Below are 23,051 nucleotides of genomic sequence, written 5' to 3'. Positions count from 1 at the left end.
CAGGAACACACTATGGCAACGTTTAAGGCAAAAGACGGCACGCAGATTTACTACAAAGACGGCGGCGCGGGCAAACCGGTTCTCTTCAGCCACGGCTGGCCGCTGGACGGCGACATGTGGGACAGCCAGCTGAACTACCTGGCGGAACGCGGCTTCCGCGCCATCGCCTTTGACCGTCGCGGCTTTGGCCGCTCGGATCAGCCGTGGAACGGCTACGACTACGACACCTTTGCGTCCGACATCAACGACCTGATCACCACCCTGGACCTGCAGGACGTGACGTTGGTGGGCTTCTCCATGGGCGGCGGCGACGTAACCCGCTACATCAACAACTACGGCAGCGCGCGCGTGGCTGGTCTGGCGCTGCTGGGCGCGGTGACGCCAATCTTCGGTAAATCCGACTCCTTCCCGCAGGGTGTGGATCAGAGCGTGTTCGACGGCATTCGCGACGGACTGCGTAAAGATCGCGCCCAGTTCATCAGCGACTTCGCGACGCCGTTCTATGGCATCAACGCCGGGCAGACCGTTTCCGCCGGTGCCCTGACCCAGACGCTGAATATCGCACTGCTGGCGTCGCTGAAGGGCACCATCGACTGCGTGACCGCCTTCGGCGAAACCGACTTCCGCCCGGATATGGCGAAAATCGACGTGCCGACGCTGGTGATCCACGGCAGCAACGACCAGATCGTGCCGTTTGAAAGCACCGGCAAGCTGGCGGCGGAGATGATCAAAAACGCCACGCTGAAGGTGTACGACAACGCGCCGCACGGCTTCGCGCTCACCCACCAGGACCAGCTCAACGAAGATCTGCTGGCGTTTGTGAAGTCGCTGTAAGATCCCGGGGCTGACGCCAGAAGGCGTCAGCCTGAATATGCACTTCCGGGCATACTAAATTTGAGCGTAGAACTCCCTCTCCCTTATGACTAGTATTCCTTTATTTCAAAGGGAGACTACATAAGATGAATATCCAGTTTCATAAGCGGCTAACCCGAAAGTTTATCATCGCTATTTTAACATCCTCTTCATTTGTCACAGCCTGTACATTTAGCGTTATATGGTTCTATCTAGCGAATATTGACCGGCTTGATATTTTATATGATGCGTTGAGCGTGAGTAGCGCAGTAGGAATAATATTTGGGTTTACCCTTGTCTCACTACTTGGCTTCAGCCTTGTCATTTTTATCTCATCTTTTCTTGCTTACTTAATTTACACCGCCCATGAGAAAGAGTTTGTTAAATATGAAGGTTTGACACATAGCTTTACCTCAGTCTGTTTTGGTAATAGCGTTGTGATGTGCGTTGTGCTTATCGGAGCGTTCTGCTTACAATTTTTTCTGCATATAAATGGTTTTATCGTTCTTGCCTTAGCAATAGTCATAATACTGGCCGCATCGTATGGCTTATGCTACAAGCTTATGTTCAACGTTCAGTCATATAAGGATGTTGATGATACGCGTGATGTAAAATATTTGCAGAAAAACGCCGTCAGGAACTGGCTGCCTCTGTTATTGATTGCCCCTGCTTTTACACAAATCTTTCCACTCATTTTTATCGCGGGTCAGCTAGATTTTAACGAAGAAAGTAATACGTTCTTACAGGTTATCATTTTCCTTGCACTCTCGGTCGCGATGATTATTGTGGGTATTTTCCCAGGAATGATCCTGATAAACGAAAAGAAAAATAAAAGTTTATTGCAAATAATCATTTATACACTAATCATTATTCCTGTCAGCATGCTTGTCCTGACAATGATTTTCCGCCCCACCCCCAATATGATCATTAACATGACCATGAACCTTTCCGGTATTAGCGACTGGCGTACACATCAATATTACATAGATACTCATACTCACCCGCCAGCGATGTTTGATGGTTTAACATGGAACACACGCTACTATAAAGATATCCCTTCGAGATTCTTTATCACCGGCGTAAACATTTTCTCGCTTGGAAACATTCAGCTTATTTGCCCTATGCAAATCAATCATGCCAGATCGCTGAGCCTGAAAACTACGCCAGACAACTTTGACGAATATGACTTTCGCGTAAAACGGTTAAAAAACACCGCTATGAAATGTATCCCGTTTAAGAAGGATGAGATACACCAATGGGATTCGCCTATAGCTGAGCCTGTTTATTTTCAGAAAATTAAATCTACCGGTGATAGCCTTTTATTAAAGTTGCTTCATGATATCAAGTAGCTTTTTAAGAAACGCCCGCAGCGCGGGCGCTACTTAATCAATTCACCGTAAGCGAAGGATCATGCTTCTGCCCGGGCTCACCGCGTTATGGCCAAATTCGACGTACCAACGCTGGTGATCCACGGCAGCAACGACCAGATCGTGCCGTTTGAAAGCACCGGCAAGCTGGCGGCAGAGATGATCAAAAACGCCACGCTGAAGGTGTACGACAACGCGCCGCACGGCTTCGCGCTGACCCACCAGGACCAGCTCAACGAAGATCTGCTGGCGTTTGTGAAGTCGCTGTAAGTCTTTAAAAGCGAAGCCTGATGGCGCTTCGCTTATCAGGCCTACATGTCCCGTGCGATTTGTGGATCCTTGGGGTTTTGTCGGCCTGTGCGATTTATTGCCTCACGGGGTCCTGTAGGCCGGGTAAGGCGCAGCCGCCACCCGGCGCTTTCGCAGACGCATTCCGCTCCGCCAGCAGCCGACAAATCTCCGCATGCTTCTCCTCGGTAAAGGTAAAGCGCGACATAAACACGATTCGGATCAGCGACCCTATCGCCGGCAGCAGGCAAATCCCGAAGAACAGCCCCGACAGCACGCCTTCGCTCTGAATTTGCGCCTGCGGCACGTAGCCAATCATCGTCAGGAACACGCCGATTAACCCGCCGCCCACCGCCACCGACATCTTGCCGGTAAAGGTCTGGCCGGAGAAGGTGATAGCCGCGCAGCGCTTGTGGGTGTGGTACTCCGCGTACTCGATGGTGTCGGCAATCATCGACGAGGTGAGGATGTTGGTCATCATCACGAACAGCGTGCTCAGGCCGAGCAGAATAAACAGCATCGTCACCTGCTGATACCCGACAAACCACATCACCACGCGCACCGCCACGTCCAGCCCGCAGAGGATCATAAACAGCTTCCGCTTCTGCATCCGGCGCGTCAGCATCGGGGCGACCAGGCACAGCACCGCCGCCACGATCCCCATCACGCCAATCGCCATCTGCAGGCTGCCGTCGCCCAGGTTGTTGATAAAGAAGTAGATATACAGCCCGCCCGCCACGTTATGAAACACGCAGAAAAAGAACGACAGCAGGACGATAAACAGCGGCTTGTTCTGGCGCAGGTTGTGGAAGGTGTCGCGGATGGTCACCTTCTCCGGGCTCGGCGGCACGCGCTCTTTGATCTGCATAAAGCCGTTGAGCATCAGCGGCAGACCCACCAGCATCATCACCAGCGCCGCCATAAAGTAGCCTTTATCGTTGCTGTACTGGGCGAAGAACGCCGCCAGCTTCGGGAAGAAGATGTTGGCGCAGGCAATCCCCGCGTTCACCCCGAGCATCGCCGCCGTCACCGCGCGGGTGCGCTGGGCGGAGTCGTTGGTCATCACCGACGACATCGACCAGAACGGGATATCGGAGATGGCGTACAGCGTCCCCCACAGGATGTAGGTCACCCCGGCGTAGAGGATTTTGGTGGTCATGTCCGCTTCGATTTTATAGAACGACAGCAGCGTGACGCCGGTGATCAGCAGCGGCGCGATCAGCAAAAAGTGGCGAAACTTGCCGAACCGGCTGTTAATGGTGTCCATGATGCTGGCAAACAGCGGATCGTGAACCGCGTCCCACGCGCGGGCAATCAGGAAGATGGTGCTCGCCGCCAGCGCCGAGATCCCCAGCACGTCGGTGTAAAAATAGTTAATAAACGAACCCACTAAACCAAAGCTAAAACACTGACCTAAACCATAGCCAAAATAAGACCACAACTCGCGAGACGGTATTTTCATTGTCGTTGCCATTGTTATATGCCTGCCTGGTTGCCCGGCGGTGGTCCGCCGGGTCGATATTATTAGCCCTGAACTTTCGGGGCGATCTTGCGCAGCTGCTGCATTAATGCGATTTCACGGCGCGAGAACGGAATGCCGTTCTCCTCGAACACGTCGTGGAACCAGAGGCGGCAGTAGTCCGTGGACTCCTTCATCACCACCGGCCACGGCAGCCACGTCTGCGTTTTGCCGCGCACCAGCCCCCACTGGTACGGCGCGACCTTCGCCGCGTACATCAGCGGGAGCTGCTCTTCGATGGTGCTGCCCACGTGGCGCGCCAGCCATTCGGTGCAGAACAGCGGGCGACCGAGCTTTTGCAGCTGCTGGATAATCGCCGTCATCCGCCCCGTGTGGGTGTAGGCGTGGAAGCTCACCACGTCCGAGAGCGCCAGCGCGGTCTGGTCCAGCGGATGCTGGAAGAACGTCTCGCCCTCCTCCTCCGGCGGCAGACGCCACGCGCAGACGGTGAGCGGCTGGGTCGGATCTTCTTCACGCACCCACTGGAAAGCCAGCTTCATCAATTCGTGGGCGCAGGTCTCCAGCTTCGCGTCGTACTGCACCTCCTGCGTGCCGGTCGCAAAAATGCCGCGGTTGCCCGGCTCGTTATACAGATCCCACAGCAGCACGCGCCTATCCTCGCGGAACTGGCGGACAACGTCGCGGATATAGCATTCAATGTCTGCCCAGCAGTCGGGATCGCACACCTTGTCGCGCCCCGGGCTCGCCGCCGCCTGGCTGTTGTGCTTGCCCGGCACGGGCGGCTTTTGCGGGCCGAGGTACGGCTCGTCGCCGGAGAAGCCGCAGTCGTCCATCAGGGTCAGCATGGTGCTGAAGCCGCGACCGTCGGCAATCGTCAAAAACCGGTCGATGCGCGCCATGAGCCCGTCGCGGTCATGCTCCCAGACGATAAACGGCAGGTTGATGCGCAGGGTGTTGTAGCCCGCCTCCGCCGCCCAGCCCAGCTCGCGCTCGATGGTGGCGGCATCAAAGGTCTCTTCCTGCCAGATATCGGTCCAGTTCACCGCCGTCGACGGCAGATAGTTAAACCCGCACAGCCAGCCTTTTTGCTCATACCACGCCTGTGCCTGCTCCCTGCTCCACTGCTCTTTCATTACGCGTCCTCTTACTGATAATATTTAGCTAATAAATATTAACTGCAGGATAAATGCGCAAATCACGGCGTTTAGAAAAGCGACGCCCCTCACAAAGTTCACGCTTCGATGAATGAGAAACGTGATCGACGGCGCGTAAGCGTGCGGTTAGGGTATGATGCGAATTCGCGAAAGGGAGAGGACGGATGAAGCGAAAAACGAAAGTGACGATGAACGATATTGCGCGGGCGGCAGGGGTGTCGCAGGCGACGGTATCGCTGGTGCTTAACCAGTCCCGCAACATCAAGCTCAGCGACGACACCCGCCAGCGGGTCATTGGCGTCGCTACCGAGCTCGGCTACGACCGCCTCCCCGCCGTTCACGCCCCGCGCAACCAGGAAGAGATCGCCCTGCTGGTCAGCTCTATGCAGAGCTTCGACCCGTTTATCGACGCCATCAGCCAGGCGCGGGAAGCCGCGTGGCGCAACGAGACCCTGCTCACCGTCTACGACTACGGCGACGACATCGAGCTGGCGCTGAACATCATCCGCCAGCTGGAGAAGCGCAACTGCATCGGGATTATTCTCGCGTCTCCGGTCACCACGCTGGTGGACATGACGGCGTTCCAGGACTGCACCCGCATCCCGCTGGTGCTGCTCAACCAGCGCGACCCCGGCTCGCCGCTGCTGCCGTCGTTTATCCCGGACGACTACGCCAACGCCTTCCAGGTGACTAAACACCTCATCGCCTGCGGGGCCACGCGCATCGCCCACATCACCGGCGAGAGCTGGATGGAGGCCTCGCGCCAGCGTCTGGCGGGCTACCAGGCGGCATTACAGCAGGCCGGATTAGCGTGCGACGACGGCCTGGTACGCCAGACCAACTGGCAGTTCAGCGAGTCCTTTACCGCGACATCGTCCCTGCTGGATCTGGCCGAGCGCCCGGACGCCATCTTCTGCGCCAGCGACTGGCTGGCCATCGGTTGCTATCAGGCGCTGGCGGTGAACGGCGTGCGCATTCCGCAGGACATGCTGCTGGCGGGCTACGACGACCAGAAGATTTCCGAGCAGCTCACCCCGCCGCTGACCAGCATCCAGCTGCCCTACAGCGAGCTGGGACGGCTGGCGGTGGAGTACCTGTGCAATCAGGAAGATGCCGCCACGCACGTGACGCTGGCGGGCAGGCTGAAGGTGCGTGCCTCAAGCCTCGTCTGAGGTAAACACCATGCCCGCATAGGGCTTCTCGCGACACGCCGCCAGCCGCGCGGCGAGGCTGCCCACGTGCAGCTCCAGCTTGTGCCCGTCCGGGTCGAGAAAATAGAACGACGCCCCCTCGCTTTTGTTCTGCTTCCAGACGGTGACGCCCGCCTGCTCCAGCCTTTGCGAGAATGGTTCAAAATCCGCTTCCGCCACGGTAAACGCGTAGTGGGTGTAGTCGCTCTCCTGCGGCGGCACGTACTGGCGCGCCTCGTCGTACGACAGGCAGACCCACAGATCGCCGCAGGTAAGATAAGCCCCGGTATTCCAGCGAGCGTGCAGGTTCAGCCCCAGCAGCTCGTGCCAGAAGGTGACGCTTTTTTGCAGGTCGCTGACCGCGAGGGTCAGGTGGTTGAGAGATTGCAGCATGACGTGCCCTTTTGTTTTTCGCGCCGGACGTGGTACGGTAAAGAGATGAACATAAACCACGCCGTGCTCACCGTAAACCGCTGGTGGCTGCCTTCTTAAAGGCGGCACGGAGTAGTTTTCCCCATTTTCAGATAGCCGCCGAAAGGCGGCTTTCTCACATCTAAGACCCCTTTCGGCAACTGCCCATTAAGGAGTCTTTATGAACACGCAAACCATCCTCACCGGCGACCGCCCAACCGGCCCGCTGCACCTTGGCCACTTCGTCGGATCGCTGCGCCAGCGCGTGGCGCTGCAGCAGACGCACAGCCAGTTTGTGCTGATTGCCGACCTTCAGGGGCTCACCGACAACGGCAGCAACCCGCAGAAGATCCGCGACAACATCCCCGAAGTGCTGGCCGACTACCTCGCCGCCGGCATCGACCCGAACCTGACCACGATCTGCCTGCAGTCCGCCCTGCCCGCCCTCGCCGAGCTGACGATGCTGTATATGAACATCGTCACCGTCGCCCGCGTGGAGCGTAACCCGACGGTCAAAAACGAGATTGCGCAGAAGGGCTTCGCCCGCTCGCTGCCGGTCGGGTTTATGGCCTACCCCATCAGTCAGGCGGCGGACATCACCGCATTTAAGGCCGAATGCGTGCCCGTCGGCGACGACCAGCTGCCGATGATTGAGCAGACCAACGAGATTGTGCACAAGATGAACAGCCTGCTGTCTGCACCAGTGCTGCGCCACTGCAAGGCGATGCTGAGCGACACCAGCCGCCTGCCCGGCATCGACGGCAGCGCCAAGATGTCGAAATCGCTGGGCAACACGCTGCACCTTTCGGCCAGCGAAGAGACTATTCATCGCGCGGTCAGCGCCATGTACACCGACCCGAACCACCTGAAGGTGAGCGACCCGGGGCAGATTGAGGGGAACGTGGTGTTTACGTATCTCGACGCGTTTCATCCGGACAAGGACAAGGTGGCGGCGATGAAGGCGCACTATCAGGCGGGCGGGCTGGGTGACCGGGCGTGTAAGAACGAGCTGGAGGCGTGCCTGCAGGAGCTGATTGCGCCGATGCGGGAGCGGAGGGCGATGTATATGCGTGACAGGGGCGAGTTGATGGCGATGCTGAAGCGCGGAACAGAACGGGCGCAGGGAGTGACGCAGGCGACGTTGAGGGAGGTGAAGGTTGGGCTGGGGGTGCCGGTGTTTAGTTAAAGTAGGTTTAGCGGTGGAGTGCGTGGGATAGGCATGAAGCCGCTAACTTGATTATTACGGAAATCAGCGAGGCGCAATAAAGTATTAAATCCATTATTAGCTAATGTCGTTTATCATTCTTTCAAGAATGCTATATTCATGGCTTCTTTATATTTTTAATGCGCGGCGTAAAATGATATGAGTAAGTTAATTATTTCCATGCTGAATACGTTACTGTGTGTTTTTGTGATTGCACTGTGCCTCATTTGCTTAGGTATCTCTGATAACTGGAAAGAATGCACTCTAGCTATAATCATTATTTTAGGAGGCATACACCTTACTTGTGTTTTACTGAGTCGTGTATTGCCTCATAAGTTATCTATCTTAGAAGGAATACTGGAAGTATTGGGAGGACCACTATTAGTTACAGGCGCAATTGTGTGCCTTGATGTATTCGAACCCTGGCCGCTAAAAATCATTGGGATGTTTGTGTGGATTGTTTTGATTTTCTTTGTACCTTCAATAATAAGTCCCAGGCGTTAACTCGGTCTATTAATCAATGTCTACGTCATTTCTTCACCCACGGAATCCAACATAATGTACCCCACTCTTTCGCAGGTCATTGAGGTTGTACGTCAGTCCTCAGGACATCATCGCAAGCGCATTGATGAGAATACTCTAATCGAAGCCGACCTCGATATCTGCGGCATGGATGGCGATGCCCTGATTGAAGACTGCGAGGAGGCGTTTGGCGTTACGCTCGTCACTGAAGAAGATGGCTATGAGAAAACTTTTTCTCTCACTGACAACGAGTTTCTTTTTAGTACCGAGGGCATAGATTACTTTGGTATCTGCCGTTTGATTCGCAGGCTACGAGGCATTTCGGAACAGGTGATACGCGATTTAACCGTTGGCGAGCTTCATGCTGTGCTGGTTAAGGCAGTTAAAGAACAGGTAGATCATGATTGAGTTATTTTTAGCATAGTGCGGGCATGTGCTCATATGCCCGCACTAGTTAGTCTTAAGTTTAAACGGCCTTCCCACTCCCACGCTTAATCACCGGAACATCACCTGTATCATTCAGCGCTCCCGGAAACGTCTTCAACCACTGCGCGACTTTCTGTTTATTGATATTCACCACGCTCATACCCTCCAGGCATCCCCATAATTCTCTTGTATGTTGCGGCGTAATCACAATACAGTCTTTCATGGCGCGGATTTTCACGGGCATGCCGTTGATAAAGCCTGCACGGGTTAACCACTCGCCGCCCAGCAGAAGGTATTTCATATCTATGCGGGAATAAAGTTCGCAGCAAGCGGCACTGTCCTGCGGCGTCTCAGCGCGGGGATGGACGGGCGCCGCGTTGGGCTGGTTGCCGTGAAGACGGCGGGCGCTGTTTTTGCGTACCAGCTCGCGGTTTTCAATCATGCCGGTGAAAGCGTCTGATTCTGTTTTGCAAACAGTAAACTCTGGCTTAAAATTCGTCGCAGCCATATACAACTCCTGTCAAGTTGGTTGTGGTTAGCGGTATGGGGGTGTTGCAGCACCTTCATATCGCGAATTCTTCTTTAAATATTCTTTGATACTTCCTTTCGCCGTTCGGCGTAATTTCTGGTGTTCATTATACAGAGCTGAATATAAATACAGCGGTTTGGTGTGGGGTAAATTTGGAATTTGCGAGGGGGATTCAGGAAATAACGGTAGGTATTTTTTAATTCGAGAAACAACAACGCTTCGGCCTGAAAATCATTTCAACTCGTCTCCTCCAGATATCTGTTCGTTTGCGAACCTGGCACTATTGCCGCATCGGTTGCCTCAACACCCTTCTCTCAGCCCTCTCAAAAATTCATCAAATCTATAGATTAACGATTTACATCACCCTGATTTTGTTATGTGATCCTGTTACAGGCTTTAGTAACGCCCTGCCCAGCCAACCGTAACAGGACTTCATCGATGGAATTTTATCAGGCCGATCCGACGCTTGAGAACTACTGGCGTGGTGTGATCCTCTTTGGAAGGAACGTCGCATCTTACAAATTTGCGCTGGCGTCAGCGTTGTATGAAGTGGATAAGACGGGCAGCGATTTGATTACGCTCGACCAGCTTGCCGTGCCGTTTAGCCGCTATCTTTGCGAGCACCTGAAGCATGCGCCAAAACAGATCACCTCTCGCAGCAGCCAATTCCTGGAAACCTGTCTGAAGTTCAACCGAGGTGAAATCACCCACGCCCAACTCATTGAAGCGACGGTGCGCCTTGGCTTTAACAACGTGATTGATGCCTTTCACTACGTGAACCAGGGCGAGATCGATAAACGTTTTTTCCTCGATGAGCGCAAAACCAACAATGGGATCCGCCTGACGGATAACTTCTTTTTACTGGGCGAACGCCTGCAGTATAAAAACCTCGCCTTTGAAACCAATGCTCGCTGGAACCTGGTGGAACAGGCATGGTCGATGGGAATATCGCGTAACCTTGTGGGCGTGGAGTTTGATGAAGATAATCAGCTGTTGTTCACGAGGGTAAATGCGCGTCGCGTAGACATCACCAGCTGCCGCGACAGTCTGAATGGATACCAGAAAGGACGATGCTTTTACTGCTTCAAACCCATCAGTCTGGTAACGGGAGACGCAGAACTGGCGGACGTCGATCACTTTATTCCCTGGGCTGCCCGCCATGAAGTGAGCAATATTAATGGCGTATGGAACTTAGTGCTGGCCTGCCGGTGCTGTAACCGTGGCGTTGAAGGTAAATCTGCACGAATTCCCGAGCTCAGGCTCCTGCAGCGGTTACACACACGCAATGAGTATTTTATTCAGAGCAAACTGCCGTTACATGAGACGATTGTTCTACAGACAGGGCAACGTCCTGAAGCACGAAAAAGCTTTCTTCAGCGTAACTGGCAGGCCGCGCTGGACAAACTTATCCATACCTGGAAACCCAACGCGGAAGCCGAGGCAACGTTTTAATGACACTTCACTACTATCAGAACCACGCGCAGGATTTCTTCGATGGCACGGTCAATGTCGATATGACTCCGCTATATGAGGCCTTCACCCAACATCTGCCTCACGGTGCCCGGGTTCTGGATGCTGGCTGCGGTTCAGGCCGGGACGCAAAAGCCTTTCATGAGATGGGTTATCAGGTGGATGCTTTTGATGCCTCTTCTGCGATGGTGGAGCTGGCAAAGCAACATACCGGGCTACCCGTGCAGCTGATGACATTTTCAGAGATCGACGGTAAAGCGCAGTACGATGGGATCTGGTGCTGTGCCTCTTTGCTGCATGTCCCCTCTTCCGAGCTGCCTGCGGTGATGCAGAAGCTTGCGGATACGCTTAAACCTGGCGGCGTCTGGTATGTGTCCTTTAAGTATGGCAACGGTGAACGGGTGCAGGGTGAACGACGGTTTACGGATTTGGATGAAGAGGGATTGCGGGCGTTGCTGAAGGCGGTTCGGGGGATAGAGATAGCTTCGCTGTGGGCGACTCAGGATAACCGCCCAGACAGGGATGAGACATGGCTGAATGGGATATTACGAAAAAACGCCGCTTGATCATCAGGCGGTGCTAATCGACATGGAGTAAGTGAGTTCAGTAATTCATCACTTTAGTCAGCTCAACTTCACCCGTGGCGGCATTAAAGTACAGATAAAAAATATCCCCTTTTACCTGATCGGGTTTTGACCAGATTTCCTTATCCCCCAGGCGACGCTTTTCCTTTGTGTATCCCAGCGTTTCGAGATAAGCGCGCAACGGTGCAGCCCAGGTAGCCCCTTTTAAAAAGATGTTATTTGAAGGGGCATAACCATCGTCGGGATGCTCCTCGAAATAGTAGTCCTCCGAGATACGCGGGGCGTTTCCAATATCCTTGTCATTCAGCGAGTGGTAAACGATAATTAATTTGTTATGTTTTCTGCATTAATGAAAAAATAACATCTTAAATTAGCATGAAAAATAACATGAAAATTTATCACAATAAAATCACAAATAGAGAAAAACCTCATAATTAAAATACTTCCAAATACATCACATTAATAACTGAATATAAAACCAGTGTAAATACATACAGTTCAAAAAAAGAACAAAAGATGTTAGCATTAAGAAAATTTAATGATAATTTTACTCCTTGGGCATAGGGCAATGGATGGTATGCGAATAGGGATTTTAAAAGCTTGTAAGGGCGACTCACTTCTGTTGTCATGGGAGGGGAATCACATGCTCATTGATAGTGGTACTCCATCTACTTTAAGGAAGAATCGTAATCCTTCTCTCCCCCCAATCAAAGATATCGAGTTTTATTTACTTACGCATATCGACTATGATCATATCGGTGGATTTTTAAATTTTTTATCTAAAGCCCAAAGAGAAGATCTACATCCAAATTTTTTGTTTTTTGGAAATACATTAGATCTTATAAAATATAAAGACAACGATGAAGTTGGTTTTAATCACGGCTCTGCACTATCCGTTCTTATATCTAAACTTAAATTAAATAGCAAACCACTATATTCAGGAGACGTGTTATCTTTAAGTAATATTAAACTTACAGTTTTATCGCCAACATTAGAACATATCAATTTATTAAAAGAAAAATGGATTAAAATAGAGAAAGAATTAAATAAAAAAGATAACGGCAATGAGTTTGTATCAGTGCATAAAAAGAAAATCAATATTGACACTAGAGTTGCACCACATGATTTTGTAAAAAATCCAGTTAATGACTTATTAAACTCAACATCTATAGCATGTCTTATCGAGTATAAAAATAAAAAAGCATTGATGTTAGGGGATGCGCACCCTAAAATAATCTCAAAAGAATTAAAAACCATACTTAAAAATCAAAATATTGAAAAATTAAAAATTGATGTTGTGAAAATTTCTCATCATGGAAGTAAACATAATACAACATCGGAATTATTAAGTTTAATTAATTGCAATAGATTTATTATTTCTACCGATGGTAGTCGTCCTTATAATCATCCTGATATAGAAACAATAATCAAGATAATTATTAATGCTATTAATGATGGATTTTCTAAGATTTATTTTTATTTTAATTATCAGTTTGCATCAGAATTCGAAATCATAAACGAAACAGAACTTGATATTGAAATTTTCAAAATTGTCACCAATGAGATCATTTTATGACTTGCTACCAGATCAATAATCTATGCAAAGTAACAGCATTTGTTTATATATCTGATGATTTTATCGGATGTGCTGTTATATTTAAAAATAATAATGAAATCATGCTAGTAACAGCATTTCATGTTCTTGAACCGTTGATTCATAATCTTTCCAAGAATAAGCATTTAATACAAATAAAGGATGAAAATAAACGAATATATAAAGTTAATGAATTAAGAGGTGATATTAATGAAAGCAAGAAGCGTGATATTGCACTTCTCGTTCTGGATGGGGAAATTAACAACCTTGAGGAAATCTGTTTTTTTAACCCATTACCCTCACCAAACTTAGAATTAATATCCAGATGCCGAAGCCATCTTAATAAGGAACCCACTTCATTATATTCTAAAGAACAAATAGAAAAACTTGATGATTTTTATTATTATATAAATATTGACAAAAGTATAATGGAAGACTCTTCAGGTCGCTGGGGGGCTAGCGCTCTACAAGGAATATCGGGAGCGGGTATTTTCATTAAGTTTGATCAACAATTAGTATTAGTAGGTATAATATCTTCCATTCCTGATGAAGGTTTGTTTGGGAAAATTAGATGTAGCAATGCCTCTTGTTTTATTGAAATTCATAATTCATTAAAAACAAAAAATAATAATGATTATGATTTTGGAAGCTCAATATTAAAAGAATCTTTGCTTATGCTAAAAGAAGAAAATATAGACGCAGTCATCCGTGACTGGGAAAGTGCAGAAGAGAATAAAAAATATAAAAACAATATAGATAGAAAGATCAATATATTACATATTGCAAGTAAAGTTGAGCAAGAAAAGAAAAAAATCATCCTTAATTTGCTTTCTGGAAATAATTTTGCCAGAGCGAGAATGATTAACTATCCAAATATTGAAACTAGCTACTCTACCGCACATCAAGTATTTGATGGTGAGGACATGACTTTATATTTTAATAACCGCTCTGAGGCAAATAAAGGTTATAAAGATATTAAGCTTAATTACTTGAATATTTTATCCGAGACCCTATCACCTCACGGCTTACAAAAAGATGAAATACTCTTATTGAGAAACAAAGATATTGCTTTTTGGCTCGCTAATTGTGATTTGGATTTTTTGGAAGATGAATCATGATAGAAATTAAATTAAATAAGCGAAGAATTTTAGCTAGTAGCTCTAATACAAACGAGATATATTCTACAATAGTATTATTTACTATCTATTATGCCTTAAAGGGAAAATGTAAATCCGTCGATTTAGAATACATAAGCTTTGCCTTCGACAATATCATGAACAAGACCAAAAACCTAGATTATGAATATGTTCAACTTTGGAATGTAAATATATTAATCAAGCCGATAATATTGCTATTACACTCTTACGAGTTACTTGATATTGATTATAAAAATAGAAAAATGACGATCAAAATTACTGATAATGGAAATGCATATGTTGAAGAAATGATTAATGAAGAATTATTTAATGATATTAATTTATCAGCCAGAGAAATAACCAAGAAACTGACAATTAAAAAATTACAAAACAACAAACTGCTTTGGTAATCTTATGAAAATAAATAGTATAAACTTTCATGCTAGAGTTTTTAGTTCAGTAGAAGAATATGGTTTTTCATATAATTTTGATTCTGGATTGAATATCATTACTGGACATAACTCTAGTGGTAAATCGACAATCATTTCTTGTATATATTATTGCTTAGGTATGGAACAACTGCTTGGAGGAAATCGTAACTTAATACTAGATAAAAGCATAACTAGAGAATTCGATTATGAAGGAAAAACTTATATCATTACTGAATCCAAAGCAGAGTTAGAAATTAGTCACAAGAATAGAATCGCAACTTTAAAAAGATATATAAAAAATAATATTGATGAAAATAAAAACAAAATTATAATTACTGAAAATGGAGCTACTAATTCATATTTAGTGCACACACCTGGAGATCATGATAGAGCCTCAGGTTTTTATAAATGGCTAACTATTTTTTTAGGGATTGAATTGCCTAAAACGTATAGTGAAAATACCGATCAGGTAAAACATTTATATCTACAAAATATCTTTCCTTGCGCTTTAATTGAACAAACTAAAGGTTGGTCTGATTTCTTTGCTCAAATGCCTAATTTTGGAATAAAAGATTCCAAACAAAAATTAATAGAATTTCTTTTAAACTTAGAAAGTTTAGAGAATGAATTTAAAAAGGATATTCTTACTCAAGAAGAAAAAAATATTAAATTATTATGGGGTAAAAAATATGAAAAAATAGATGAATTAGCCTCCGAAAAAGGCTTCATATTAAAAGGGATCAATAATGACATCCAAAGCAATGATTTAAAAAATATTTCTATGTCATCATTGAGTAAGATATCGGCTGATAAAAAAGAATGGGTCTCGCTTGAAAGGGAATTAACTGAACTAGATAATGAACTGACACTAACTATAAAAAAAATCAAAGAAAAAAAATCATCTTTGACACCAGAGTTAATTAAAAACACACAGGGGAAGTTGCAATCAGAAATATCTTTAATAAATCGACAACTTAGGACGTTGAATATCGAGAGAATTGCAGAGAAACAAAAAATAGATGAATACAAAGAATCAATAAATAAATTAGATATTGAGATCGATAGACTAGATAGTGCTCTAAAGTTAGATGCGTTTCTACCCGAAGATAAAACATCCTCCTTATGCCCACTTTGCGATCATAAACTTGATATTGAATCGAGGCTAAATGTTACAAATTCAAAATTGAATTTTAGAGATTCCATAGCTTTTCTTAAAAGCCAGAGAAATCTCTATATGTCTTATATCAATAAACATAATGAGCTAGATTCTAAGTTCGACAATATTAGTAATTATTTGGTCAATGAAATTTCCTTAAAGAAAAATGAAATAAAAAATCTGAGAAAAGATATTTCGTCTTTTGAGAACACGACCCTGCGAATTGATATATTAAACGAACTAACTTTATCTCAAAAAATAGAACAATATAAAAAACTACTCGTATCATTTAAAGCAATTAAGGCCGATCTAAAAGATCTAGTAGTAGAGTTTACGAAATTGAAAGAAGATAAATCTTCACTTAGATCATCAGATGAAAGAGATAATATTAAGATAGCCTTATTTTTAAATAAATTTAAAGTATTATTGGGTTCTGAACATTTTAACTATACTAGCAATCATATTTATCATATAGCAATTCAAAATAAACCTCCATCAAGACTACTTCCTGTAGTTATTACTGGTCGCGATACTCAAACAATACGACTCAGTTCTTCTGCAAGTGATTTCATTCGGGCCCAATGGGCATTCTACCTAACTCTTTTAGATATTTCCGCTAACCACCCTGGCTTTTTAATACTAGATGAACCAGGTCAACACGCCATGAATGTAGAAAGTATGGTTGCTTTGCTTAAATATGCTGCATCATCTAATAAACAGATAATAATGTGTATATCAAAAGACACAAAAGATAAGTCAAGCACTGCAAATTTAAATAAAATATTTACGCAATTAGAGGAGCATCAAAAATATAAACTTATTGATATTGATCCAAATGAACAAAAATGTGTTGGTTCTCGATAAAAACTGCACGTACACTAGAAAATAATATGAAGCCATAATTAATAATAATTATGGCTTCCCCCTCAAAATAATAAACATCTAAATGGGTTGAAAACACTTTGCACATAATTCTGACATTCCAATTTTTCTTACTTTCCCAATAAACCCACAACTACTACATTGAGTCAGTTCATTATTTTTTCTATTTTGTGATGAATTCAATGAAGAAACTTTTACTCTATGTTGTTTATTTTTATACTGAGGATTCACAACCCTTTTATTTGTAATTTCATTATTTTTCTCAATAGTCTGCTCTCTATTTAAGCAATTCATATTTTGTCGCACTAACTCCGCTTGCTCTCGCATTATTTTGACTTTTTGCTCTCTATTATATATTTCGTTCATTGCTTTTTCCTTCAAATATTCTGTATCTTTATAATAAACTTTTTTAGCATCTTCCTTGAATTTCAAACTATTAAAATCAATTAGTTCACATTCCCATATATAAGAAATTGTATTGAACTCAGTAACGAACGGCTTTCTATAATAACATTTCAATATGAGTTTCTGTAATTTTTCAGCCTCTACTTTAGCCTCGTAATCAAATACAAAAACATTTTCAAAATTTCCATATGCTATATCTAAAGTTGAGAATTTATCTGGCTCAAATGCTATGAAAACCCATAATATATATACTCCATTTCTTCTGTAAAATGACTCGCGATTTATAATTACATCTAAAAAAGTAGTAGATACTTGTAGTTCAATAACCAATTGGATATTCGATTTTTTTAATACGCAACTTATATCTGGCCTACGCCATTCCGTTGCAATCCCAACATGATTCTCTTGGCGAAACGTTGCTTCTACTTTAACATCATCTTCAAATAAATCATCAAGTAATAATAGTTGTGCTATCTTTTCTTTGTTTGTTTTATGTGCCACTCCCTCTTTTTGGCCATTGTATTTTAGCGCACGCAACTCATCTTCAGTTAAGTTTGTTGTAGTCTTTATAGGACAATCGGCTGAATTTCTTGTATGCACAAAAAACTTTGTTCTATGTGCATTACCTCTTAAAACTACTGTTTGATAACATACACTACATAGTGCAATAGGGTGTGTATTTCGAGCTTCTTCAATTTTCCTCCTAAGCTTGAAAAACTCCTCATCACTACAGTTGTCCAAAAATTCGTTTGCATCTAAATGCAAGTCATGCATAGTTAGGAAAACAGATGACATATTTCTTAACTTCATTATTTAATTCATCCTATAGTTTGGCTTTATTAGCTTTCAATACTTTTCACAGATTATTTCCAAAGCATATATAAAGTTTATCTATCTATCTATAATATCTATTCCCTTAATCAAATGGACTAATTTCCTTCTCCCTATTGGCATCCAGAAATTCCACTTACCACTGCAATATTAATATATTTCCGAACAAGGATAACATGGGACAAATTATCTTCCTGTTTTTTTAGCAACCGTCAACTGTGTTCCTCAGACTATTTATTATTTGTTGTATGCTACTCTTTTGTAACTGACTCAAAGGTAATGTCCTCTTTCGCTCGCTCCTCTTTTACAGCGCGCTTATACTCGCGAGGATCGATATTAGCAACATGCTTTCCAGCTTCTTCTATCTTTTGAAGAACATCAGCTAATGATGTTTCTGGATAAACACCAGATACCATCAAATGCAGAACGCACTTTGATATCTGTCAAAGCCATAAAAGCTCTCCTTCCATGTGCCGCCGTGAGTATAAAACTATTATTGAACCAGCATATATACTCGTTTCTACACTCACAAGCGACTTGATGTAGATTGACTTCTGTTGAAAAGAAAATTACGGCAAGTCTTGTGTGGTGCAGATTTCAGACACAAAAAAAGCCGCCCTTAAGCGACTTTGATTTGCATCTTTTGGTGCCGAAGGCCGGACTCGAACCGGCACGTATTTCTACGGTTGATTTTGAATCAACTGCGTCTACCGATTTCGCCACTTCGGCACTGAAGGGGATGCGGAAACGTTGTGGATTATACCTGTCGCGCGCCGCCATGCAAGCGACGACGCGCTAAACCCGCGCTAAGTGCCCAAAAAACCAGCGTCCTTCGTCACTCCAGCTCAGACACCGCCAGCCGAATCACCCCCGCCGCCTTCTGCTCCGGCAGCGCCAGCACCTTCGCCCACATCTCCTGCACCATATCGCAGGAGAGCTTCTCTTTACCCGCCGCCTTCTCCGGCATCTGCAGCAGCTGGATGTCCTCGCCGTACTTATCGGCAAGTTCCTTCATAATCGGCCGCACGTCTTCGACAGCCGCCTCGCGTTCGGCCGGGGTCACGGTGTGGCGGTTTTTGCCGTAGGCCGCGCGCATCATGTCGGCGTCGGCCTGCATGCGCCGCGCCATCAGGTCTTTATCCAGAATGCGCATCGGGTTCACGCCGCCCTTCACCGTCGGGTAGAGGAAGCGGAAGCAGGCGTCGTCGCTCACCTTCTGGATGGCGGCGGTCTGCTCCATGTTGATGGTCATGTAGTTCACCACGTTGGCGTCCGGGGCGTTCTGCAGGCGCGACATCTGCAGATGCAGGATCTGCGGCTGGATGGTGTCGATAATCTGCTGCTCCGGCTCGCCCGCTTTTTGCAGGGCGGCCATCTGGTCGAGGATGCGCTGATGCAGCGCGGGCTCCTGCTCCTTAATCACCTGCCAGGCGGGCATCGCGTTGAGGGCGTTATCCATCTGCCGTTCCGGGGCGCGCTGCCTGTCGAAGAACACCCAGAACGCCACGGCAGCGGCCACCACAACAACCATCACGGTACGGATCCACGTTTTATTCATCTCGCATCCTTATCCTTGAGTTATGCCGGTTTACACCGGCACGCCGCTGTGGAAGCGAAACTCGTTGTCCGGTGTCGAGATAAGTGTGGCTTCAATTTCGCCAAAAAGCTGTATACGCGGTGAGATATCGTCGTCGCTCACCTGCTGGGCCAGCGTCAGGTAGTCCTGATAGTGGCGCGCTTCCGAGCGCAGCAGCGAGAGATAGAACTTCTGCAGGTCGTCGTCGAGGAACGGGGCCAGCGCGGCGAAGCGTTCGCAGGAGCGGGCTTCGATGTAGGCACCGCAGATGAGCTTGTCGATCAGCGTCAGCGGTTCGTGGGTGCGCACTTCCTTCAGCATCCCTTTGGCGTAGCGGCTGGCGGTGATTTTGACGTACGGAATATCGCGGGTCTGCATCGCCTCGCGCACCTGCCAGAAGTGGTGCAGCTCCTCTTTAATCAGCAGCACCATGCTGTCGATAAGCGCCTGGCCCCACGGGTCGTCGGTTTTGGGCATCACGCTTTTGCCGATCTGCTTATGCAGGGCGATGAAGTCCGGCTCCGGGCCGTCGCGGAAGGTGAACTGTTCGTAGGGTTTGAGCCAGTCGAGCAGCGCGTCGGCACCGCTTTCGTCGGCGACGTATTTACGCACCAGCAGCAGCGCGGTCTGGGCGGCCTTGAGCTCGCACACCATGTGGTCGGTGAGCAGCAGCGGCAGGTTCGCCGGGTCGCGGGCTTTATCAATCCATGCTTGCGGGGTCGGGCACTGGAGAAAGTTGAGTACGGGGGCGAGTATCTGCGGGTAATCCATGGTTCTGCCTTGAAAAAGCGGTGGCGTGCGCCACCGCCTGAAACGCTTAGTGACGCACGCCGTCGTCGTCTTCGTCGACGTAATCTTCGTCGTCGCCTTCTTCGCCGTCTTCACCGTTCGGATCTTCGAAGTAGGTTCCCCAGCCGTCGTATTCCACTTCAAACTTCTCGGCCAGGTTCATCAGCTGTTCTACCTGCGCGTCGATCAGCTCCGCCTTCAGCGCGCCTTCGCTCAGGATGTCGCAGCAGATGACAGTGTCGCCCTCTTCCACTTCCAGCTCTTCCGGCTCGGTCACTTCGTAACCCAGCTTGAAGGCTTCCACGGCCAGTTTTTCCAGCGCGTCGAAATCATCCGCAGAGAAATGGTGCTCGATGGTGTACAGCGCGTCCGGATCGCTACCGTCTTCCAGCAGTTCTTCAATAATCAGACGCGTCTCTTCGCGTTGCTCTTCCAGGTGTTCCGGGTTTGCCATGGCTCAATCCTCTTTAAAGTGCGGCAGATACTTCTATTTTCACACACGGACGGGTTTGCCTCCACCTTTGTAAGAAAGAATTGTGAAACGGGGTTGCAAATGAATAATTACACATATAAAGTGAATTTTAATTCAATAAGTGGCATTGGCCATGCGAGGATAAAATGTCCGATTTATACAAGAAACACTTTCTGAAATTGCTCGACTTTACCCCTGCTCAGTTCACCTCTCTGCTGACCCTTGCCGCACAGCTCAAAGCCGATAAAAAAAATGGCAAGGAAGTACAGAAGCTTACCGGTAAAAACATCGCGCTCATCTTCGAAAAAGACTCGACCCGTACCCGTTGCTCTTTCGAAGTTGCCGCATTTGACCAGGGCGCGCGCGTTACCTATTTAGGGCCGAGCGGCAGCCAGATTGGGCATAAAGAGTCAATTAAGGACACCGCACGGGTTCTCGGGCGGATGTACGACGGCATTCAGTATCGCGGCCACGGCCAGGAAGTAGTTGAAACGCTGGCGCAGTATGCGGGCGTGCCGGTGTGGAACGGGCTGACCAACGAGTTCCACCCAACGCAGCTGCTGGCGGACCTGCTGACCATGCAGGAGCACCTGCCGGGCAAGGCGTTTAGCGAGATGACGCTGGTCTACGCGGGCGACGCGCGCAACAACATGGGCAACTCGATGCTGGAAGCGGCGGCGCTGACCGGCCTGGATCTGCGTCTGGTGGCTCCAAAAGCCTGCTGGCCGGAAGAGAGCCTGGTGGCGGAGTGCAGCGCGCTGGCGGAGAAGCACGGCGGGAAAATCATCCTGACGGAAGACGTGGCGGCGGGCGTGAAGGGCGCGGACTTTATCTATACCGACGTCTGGGTGTCGATGGGCGAAGCCAAAGAGAAGTGGGCGGAGCGGATTGCGCTGCTGCGCGGGTATCAGGTGAACGCGCAGATGATGGCCCTGACCGGCAACCCGAACGTGAAGTTCCTGCACTGTCTGCCGGCGTTCCATGACGACCAGACCACGCTCGGCAAGCAGATGGCGAAGGAGTTCGACCTGCACGGCGGGATGGAAGTGACGGACGAGGTGTTTGAGTCGGCGGCGAGCATCGTGTTCGACCAGGCGGAAAACCGGATGCATACGATTAAGGCGGTGATGGTGGCGACGCTTGGGGAGTGAGCCTCTCTCTTACCTTGAGATGGTGACTATCTGCTGAATTATTTTTCAGCAGATAATCATTTCCAGTTTACGCGCAGAAAAGATCATTTTACTGACGCATCCTCAGATAAGCATCAACCATGATATGTAGTTATGATTTTATTAACCATTATTTATTAGATTGATGATGGTTAATATTAGATCATTATCAATTACAAACCATTGTAAATATTCGGTGTAATGTTTCCTTATTACTACGTTTCGTTAATAAAATAAGGATTATTTTATGTCATGGAATAAGCATGAAGCTGTGTCATATGCCCGCAGCCACGCACATCATAACAGTACGGGTTACTGCGCTCGCGCCGTCGCTGCAGCTATTCGTGCCGGAGGTTTGAAAATTGATGGTGCTGATGCAAAAAACTTCTGGCGCTCTCTTGAGAAGGCAGGATTCAGCAAGGTGTATGGCACACCCATTGAGGGCGATGTCGCAGTTATTGACGCATTACCAGGTGCGCATCAGAATGGGCATGCATGTATCTACGACGGATCGGGTACCTGGTATTCAGATTTTAAACAGAACAGCCTTTATCCCGGCCAGACATATCGGAAGATACAGCCAAAAATCATCCTTTACAGGCACTACTGATATGAAAAATATCTTACTGCTTCTCTTCATATTTTCTTCCTCTTCAATGGCGGGCCACTCTGACCCGATTGAGCGTGCTGTAAAATTTAACAGCTGGTACGTTAATCAAATTAACAAAGATGCATTTCCCATTACTGATGGAAACGAAATAGATAAATATGTCACAGCATCAACAATAAAAAAACTCCGACACGCGCAGGATCCCCGCTATGCAGACGAAGAGTTTTACGAGGCCGATATATTTTTAAAAGCGCAATACATCGGCGATGACTGGCCGCAGAACGTAACTGCCATAGCCGGGGATACCGATCCAGTCTGTGTCAACGTATACATTGCATTCGGTAAAAAGCAGGACCACGTAGTCATAGACTGCATGGTTAAAGAAAACAACTTATGGAAGGTACAGTCGGTTTCTGCCGTTGAATTTTCAAGAAACCTGACTATACCGAACTGAGTCAAACAACGTACTGACAATGATAATGAATCGGTGCGCTCTTCTTGCCGGGTGTCGCTCCGCTTACCC

At 47.3% G+C, this 23,051-nt stretch carries 23 protein-coding genes, 1 tRNA gene and 2 pseudogenes; 16 read left to right on the top strand and 10 right to left on the bottom strand.

All coding sequences use genetic code 11. The features are described 5' to 3' along the window. Nucleotides 1-12: 12 nt before the first annotated feature. The 3 genes and pseudogenes from ACMGGX_RS12425 to ACMGGX_RS12415 all read left to right on the top strand — a co-directional run. The gene (locus ACMGGX_RS12425; protein WP_033144516.1) at nucleotides 13-834 is read left to right on the top strand and encodes an alpha/beta fold hydrolase; all 822 of its coding nucleotides are present in this window, start codon (nucleotides 13-15) and stop codon (nucleotides 832-834) included. A 125-nt stretch (nucleotides 835-959) separates the two neighbouring features. Continuing rightward, nucleotides 960-2,201, top strand: a complete 1,242-nt coding sequence (locus ACMGGX_RS12420; RefSeq protein WP_420298436.1) for a hypothetical protein — start codon at nucleotides 960-962, stop codon at nucleotides 2,199-2,201. A gap of 75 nt (nucleotides 2,202-2,276) precedes the next feature. Then, nucleotides 2,277-2,489, top strand: a pseudogene (locus ACMGGX_RS12415) (alpha/beta fold hydrolase); the annotation flags it as partial. A 94-nt stretch (nucleotides 2,490-2,583) separates the two neighbouring features. Here the strand turns inward: ACMGGX_RS12415 and ACMGGX_RS12410 are convergent. After that, on the bottom strand, nucleotides 2,584-3,981 hold the full coding sequence (locus ACMGGX_RS12410; protein ID WP_420298435.1) for an MFS transporter: 1,398 nt from the start codon (nucleotides 3,979-3,981) through the stop codon (nucleotides 2,584-2,586). Nucleotides 3,982-4,031: 50 nt separating this feature from the next. After that, a complete protein-coding gene (locus ACMGGX_RS12405) occupies nucleotides 4,032-5,120 on the bottom strand; it encodes a cellulase family glycosylhydrolase (RefSeq protein WP_420298434.1) in 1,089 nt (362 codons plus the stop codon). Between the two features lie 185 nt (nucleotides 5,121-5,305). On the opposite strand from ACMGGX_RS12405, the gene ACMGGX_RS12400 reads away from it, so the two are divergent. Next, on the top strand, nucleotides 5,306-6,313 hold the full coding sequence (locus tag ACMGGX_RS12400) for a LacI family DNA-binding transcriptional regulator (protein ID WP_181594306.1): 1,008 nt from the start codon (nucleotides 5,306-5,308) through the stop codon (nucleotides 6,311-6,313). On the opposite strand, the gene fosA is transcribed toward ACMGGX_RS12400, so the two are convergent. Then, nucleotides 6,299-6,724 (bottom strand): FosA/FosA2 family fosfomycin resistance glutathione transferase, encoded by a 426-nt coding sequence (fosA, locus tag ACMGGX_RS12395; protein ID WP_420298433.1) that lies wholly within the window; start codon nucleotides 6,722-6,724, stop codon nucleotides 6,299-6,301. The two genes, ACMGGX_RS12400 and fosA, sit on opposite strands and share 15 nt — an antisense overlap. A gap of 199 nt (nucleotides 6,725-6,923) precedes the next feature. Between fosA and trpS the strand changes: the two genes are divergently transcribed. Continuing rightward, nucleotides 6,924-7,928, top strand: coding sequence for a tryptophan--tRNA ligase (gene trpS, locus ACMGGX_RS12390; protein ID WP_420298432.1), 1,005 nt, complete (start codon nucleotides 6,924-6,926; stop codon nucleotides 7,926-7,928). A gap of 576 nt (nucleotides 7,929-8,504) precedes the next feature. Further along, nucleotides 8,505-8,876, top strand: coding sequence for a hypothetical protein (locus ACMGGX_RS12385; protein ID WP_420298431.1), 372 nt, complete (start codon nucleotides 8,505-8,507; stop codon nucleotides 8,874-8,876). 58 nt (nucleotides 8,877-8,934) lie between these two features. Here the strand turns inward: ACMGGX_RS12385 and ACMGGX_RS12380 are convergent, their stop codons facing one another. Further along, nucleotides 8,935-9,402, bottom strand: coding sequence for a SymE family type I addiction module toxin (locus ACMGGX_RS12380; protein ID WP_420298430.1), 468 nt, complete (start codon nucleotides 9,400-9,402; stop codon nucleotides 8,935-8,937). A 459-nt stretch (nucleotides 9,403-9,861) separates the two neighbouring features. Between ACMGGX_RS12380 and ACMGGX_RS12375 the strand changes: the two genes are divergently transcribed. The 6 genes from ACMGGX_RS12375 (at nucleotide 9,862) to ACMGGX_RS12350 (ending at nucleotide 16,658) form a co-directional block, all read left to right on the top strand. Next, nucleotides 9,862-10,875: an HNH endonuclease gene (locus tag ACMGGX_RS12375; protein ID WP_420298429.1), complete on the top strand. Its 1,014-nt coding sequence runs from the start codon at nucleotides 9,862-9,864 to the stop codon at nucleotides 10,873-10,875. Beyond that, nucleotides 10,875-11,459: a class I SAM-dependent methyltransferase gene (locus ACMGGX_RS12370; RefSeq protein WP_420298428.1), complete on the top strand. Its 585-nt coding sequence runs from the start codon at nucleotides 10,875-10,877 to the stop codon at nucleotides 11,457-11,459. The genes ACMGGX_RS12375 and ACMGGX_RS12370 overlap by 1 nt, the downstream gene beginning before the upstream one ends. 556 nt (nucleotides 11,460-12,015) lie before the next feature. Beyond that, on the top strand, nucleotides 12,016-13,053 hold the full coding sequence (locus ACMGGX_RS12365) for a ComEC/Rec2 family competence protein (protein WP_420298427.1): 1,038 nt from the start codon (nucleotides 12,016-12,018) through the stop codon (nucleotides 13,051-13,053). Continuing rightward, the gene (locus ACMGGX_RS12360; RefSeq protein ID WP_420298426.1) at nucleotides 13,050-14,189 is read left to right on the top strand and encodes a hypothetical protein; all 1,140 of its coding nucleotides are present in this window, start codon (nucleotides 13,050-13,052) and stop codon (nucleotides 14,187-14,189) included. Before ACMGGX_RS12365 ends, ACMGGX_RS12360 begins: the two co-directional genes overlap by 4 nt. After that, on the top strand, nucleotides 14,186-14,617 hold the full coding sequence (locus tag ACMGGX_RS12355; protein WP_420298425.1) for a hypothetical protein: 432 nt from the start codon (nucleotides 14,186-14,188) through the stop codon (nucleotides 14,615-14,617). The genes ACMGGX_RS12360 and ACMGGX_RS12355 overlap by 4 nt, the downstream gene beginning before the upstream one ends. Before the next feature lie 4 nt (nucleotides 14,618-14,621). Further along, the gene (locus ACMGGX_RS12350) at nucleotides 14,622-16,658 is read left to right on the top strand and encodes a hypothetical protein (RefSeq protein ID WP_420298424.1); all 2,037 of its coding nucleotides are present in this window, start codon (nucleotides 14,622-14,624) and stop codon (nucleotides 16,656-16,658) included. Nucleotides 16,659-16,736: 78 nt separating this feature from the next. Here the strand turns inward: ACMGGX_RS12350 and ACMGGX_RS12345 are convergent, their stop codons facing one another. The 6 genes and pseudogenes from ACMGGX_RS12345 to rraB all read right to left on the bottom strand — a co-directional run bounded on the left by ACMGGX_RS12345 (nucleotide 16,737) and on the right by rraB (nucleotide 20,731). Continuing rightward, nucleotides 16,737-17,891, bottom strand: coding sequence for a DUF6035 family protein (locus ACMGGX_RS12345; RefSeq protein WP_420298423.1), 1,155 nt, complete (start codon nucleotides 17,889-17,891; stop codon nucleotides 16,737-16,739). Nucleotides 17,892-18,145: 254 nt separating this feature from the next. Further along, nucleotides 18,146-18,334 (bottom strand): annotated as a pseudogene (locus ACMGGX_RS12340) (integrase); the annotation flags it as partial. 222 nt (nucleotides 18,335-18,556) lie between these two features. Next, nucleotides 18,557-18,641: transfer RNA gene (locus tag ACMGGX_RS12335), tRNA-Leu, on the bottom strand. A 106-nt stretch (nucleotides 18,642-18,747) separates the two neighbouring features. Further along, entirely contained in the window at nucleotides 18,748-19,470 is a 723-nt protein-coding gene (locus ACMGGX_RS12330; protein ID WP_420298422.1) for a topoisomerase II, read from the bottom strand. A gap of 30 nt (nucleotides 19,471-19,500) precedes the next feature. Then, nucleotides 19,501-20,259, bottom strand: a complete 759-nt coding sequence (gene miaE / locus ACMGGX_RS12325) for a tRNA isopentenyl-2-thiomethyl-A-37 hydroxylase MiaE (protein ID WP_420298421.1) — start codon at nucleotides 20,257-20,259, stop codon at nucleotides 19,501-19,503. Between the two features lie 46 nt (nucleotides 20,260-20,305). Continuing rightward, the gene (gene rraB / locus ACMGGX_RS12320) at nucleotides 20,306-20,731 is read right to left on the bottom strand and encodes a ribonuclease E inhibitor RraB (protein ID WP_029739283.1); all 426 of its coding nucleotides are present in this window, start codon (nucleotides 20,729-20,731) and stop codon (nucleotides 20,306-20,308) included. 99 nt (nucleotides 20,732-20,830) lie between these two features. Between rraB and argL the strand changes: the two genes are divergently transcribed. The 4 genes from argL (at nucleotide 20,831) to ACMGGX_RS12300 (ending at nucleotide 22,982) form a co-directional block, all read left to right on the top strand. Beyond that, nucleotides 20,831-20,926: a putative translational regulatory protein ArgL gene (argL, locus tag ACMGGX_RS12315; RefSeq protein WP_248238489.1), complete on the top strand. Its 96-nt coding sequence runs from the start codon at nucleotides 20,831-20,833 to the stop codon at nucleotides 20,924-20,926. Continuing rightward, complete coding sequence (gene argF / locus ACMGGX_RS12310; RefSeq protein ID WP_420298420.1) at nucleotides 20,896-21,900, top strand: ornithine carbamoyltransferase; 1,005 nt, start codon at nucleotides 20,896-20,898, stop codon at nucleotides 21,898-21,900. Before argL ends, argF begins: the two co-directional genes overlap by 31 nt. A gap of 265 nt (nucleotides 21,901-22,165) precedes the next feature. Further along, the gene (locus ACMGGX_RS12305; RefSeq protein WP_193138808.1) at nucleotides 22,166-22,528 is read left to right on the top strand and encodes a CHAP domain-containing protein; all 363 of its coding nucleotides are present in this window, start codon (nucleotides 22,166-22,168) and stop codon (nucleotides 22,526-22,528) included. A 1-nt stretch (nucleotide 22,529) separates the two neighbouring features. Then, nucleotides 22,530-22,982 (top strand): hypothetical protein, encoded by a 453-nt coding sequence (locus ACMGGX_RS12300; protein ID WP_368743865.1) that lies wholly within the window; start codon nucleotides 22,530-22,532, stop codon nucleotides 22,980-22,982. The last annotated feature ends 69 nt before the right edge of the window (nucleotides 22,983-23,051 follow it).

The sequence above is a fragment of the Enterobacter sp. BNK-29 genome (assembly GCF_048684785.1).
In the GTDB taxonomy this organism is placed as follows: domain Bacteria; phylum Pseudomonadota; class Gammaproteobacteria; order Enterobacterales; family Enterobacteriaceae; genus Enterobacter; species Enterobacter cloacae_M.
The sequence above is the reverse complement of the archived record's forward strand: the minus strand, read 5'-3'. Positions and strand labels throughout refer to the sequence as shown.

Bases quoted from the DNA above. Each gene is read 5' to 3' on its own strand.
- ACMGGX_RS12425 (WP_033144516.1), top strand. From the start codon at position 13: ATGGCAACGTTTAAGGCAAAAGACGGCACGCAGATTTACTACAAAGAC.
- ACMGGX_RS12420 (WP_420298436.1), top strand. From the start codon at position 960: ATGAATATCCAGTTTCATAAGCGGCTAACCCGAAAGTTTATCATCGCT.
- ACMGGX_RS12410 (WP_420298435.1), bottom strand. From the start codon at position 3,981: ATGGCAACGACAATGAAAATACCGTCTCGCGAGTTGTGGTCTTATTTT.
- ACMGGX_RS12405 (WP_420298434.1), bottom strand. From the start codon at position 5,120: ATGAAAGAGCAGTGGAGCAGGGAGCAGGCACAGGCGTGGTATGAGCAA.
- ACMGGX_RS12400 (WP_181594306.1), top strand. From the start codon at position 5,306: ATGAAGCGAAAAACGAAAGTGACGATGAACGATATTGCGCGGGCGGCA.
- fosA (WP_420298433.1), bottom strand. From the start codon at position 6,724: ATGCTGCAATCTCTCAACCACCTGACCCTCGCGGTCAGCGACCTGCAA.
- trpS (WP_420298432.1), top strand. From the start codon at position 6,924: ATGAACACGCAAACCATCCTCACCGGCGACCGCCCAACCGGCCCGCTG.
- ACMGGX_RS12385 (WP_420298431.1), top strand. From the start codon at position 8,505: ATGTACCCCACTCTTTCGCAGGTCATTGAGGTTGTACGTCAGTCCTCA.
- ACMGGX_RS12380 (WP_420298430.1), bottom strand. From the start codon at position 9,402: ATGGCTGCGACGAATTTTAAGCCAGAGTTTACTGTTTGCAAAACAGAA.
- ACMGGX_RS12375 (WP_420298429.1), top strand. From the start codon at position 9,862: ATGGAATTTTATCAGGCCGATCCGACGCTTGAGAACTACTGGCGTGGT.
- ACMGGX_RS12370 (WP_420298428.1), top strand. From the start codon at position 10,875: ATGACACTTCACTACTATCAGAACCACGCGCAGGATTTCTTCGATGGC.
- ACMGGX_RS12365 (WP_420298427.1), top strand. From the start codon at position 12,016: ATGATAATTTTACTCCTTGGGCATAGGGCAATGGATGGTATGCGAATA.
- ACMGGX_RS12360 (WP_420298426.1), top strand. From the start codon at position 13,050: ATGACTTGCTACCAGATCAATAATCTATGCAAAGTAACAGCATTTGTT.
- ACMGGX_RS12355 (WP_420298425.1), top strand. From the start codon at position 14,186: ATGATAGAAATTAAATTAAATAAGCGAAGAATTTTAGCTAGTAGCTCT.
- ACMGGX_RS12350 (WP_420298424.1), top strand. From the start codon at position 14,622: ATGAAAATAAATAGTATAAACTTTCATGCTAGAGTTTTTAGTTCAGTA.
- ACMGGX_RS12345 (WP_420298423.1), bottom strand. From the start codon at position 17,891: ATGAAGTTAAGAAATATGTCATCTGTTTTCCTAACTATGCATGACTTG.
- ACMGGX_RS12330 (WP_420298422.1), bottom strand. From the start codon at position 19,470: ATGAATAAAACGTGGATCCGTACCGTGATGGTTGTTGTGGTGGCCGCT.
- miaE (WP_420298421.1), bottom strand. From the start codon at position 20,259: ATGGATTACCCGCAGATACTCGCCCCCGTACTCAACTTTCTCCAGTGC.
- rraB (WP_029739283.1), bottom strand. From the start codon at position 20,731: ATGGCAAACCCGGAACACCTGGAAGAGCAACGCGAAGAGACGCGTCTG.
- argL (WP_248238489.1), top strand. From the start codon at position 20,831: ATGAATAATTACACATATAAAGTGAATTTTAATTCAATAAGTGGCATT.
- argF (WP_420298420.1), top strand. From the start codon at position 20,896: ATGTCCGATTTATACAAGAAACACTTTCTGAAATTGCTCGACTTTACC.
- ACMGGX_RS12305 (WP_193138808.1), top strand. From the start codon at position 22,166: ATGTCATGGAATAAGCATGAAGCTGTGTCATATGCCCGCAGCCACGCA.
- ACMGGX_RS12300 (WP_368743865.1), top strand. From the start codon at position 22,530: ATGAAAAATATCTTACTGCTTCTCTTCATATTTTCTTCCTCTTCAATG.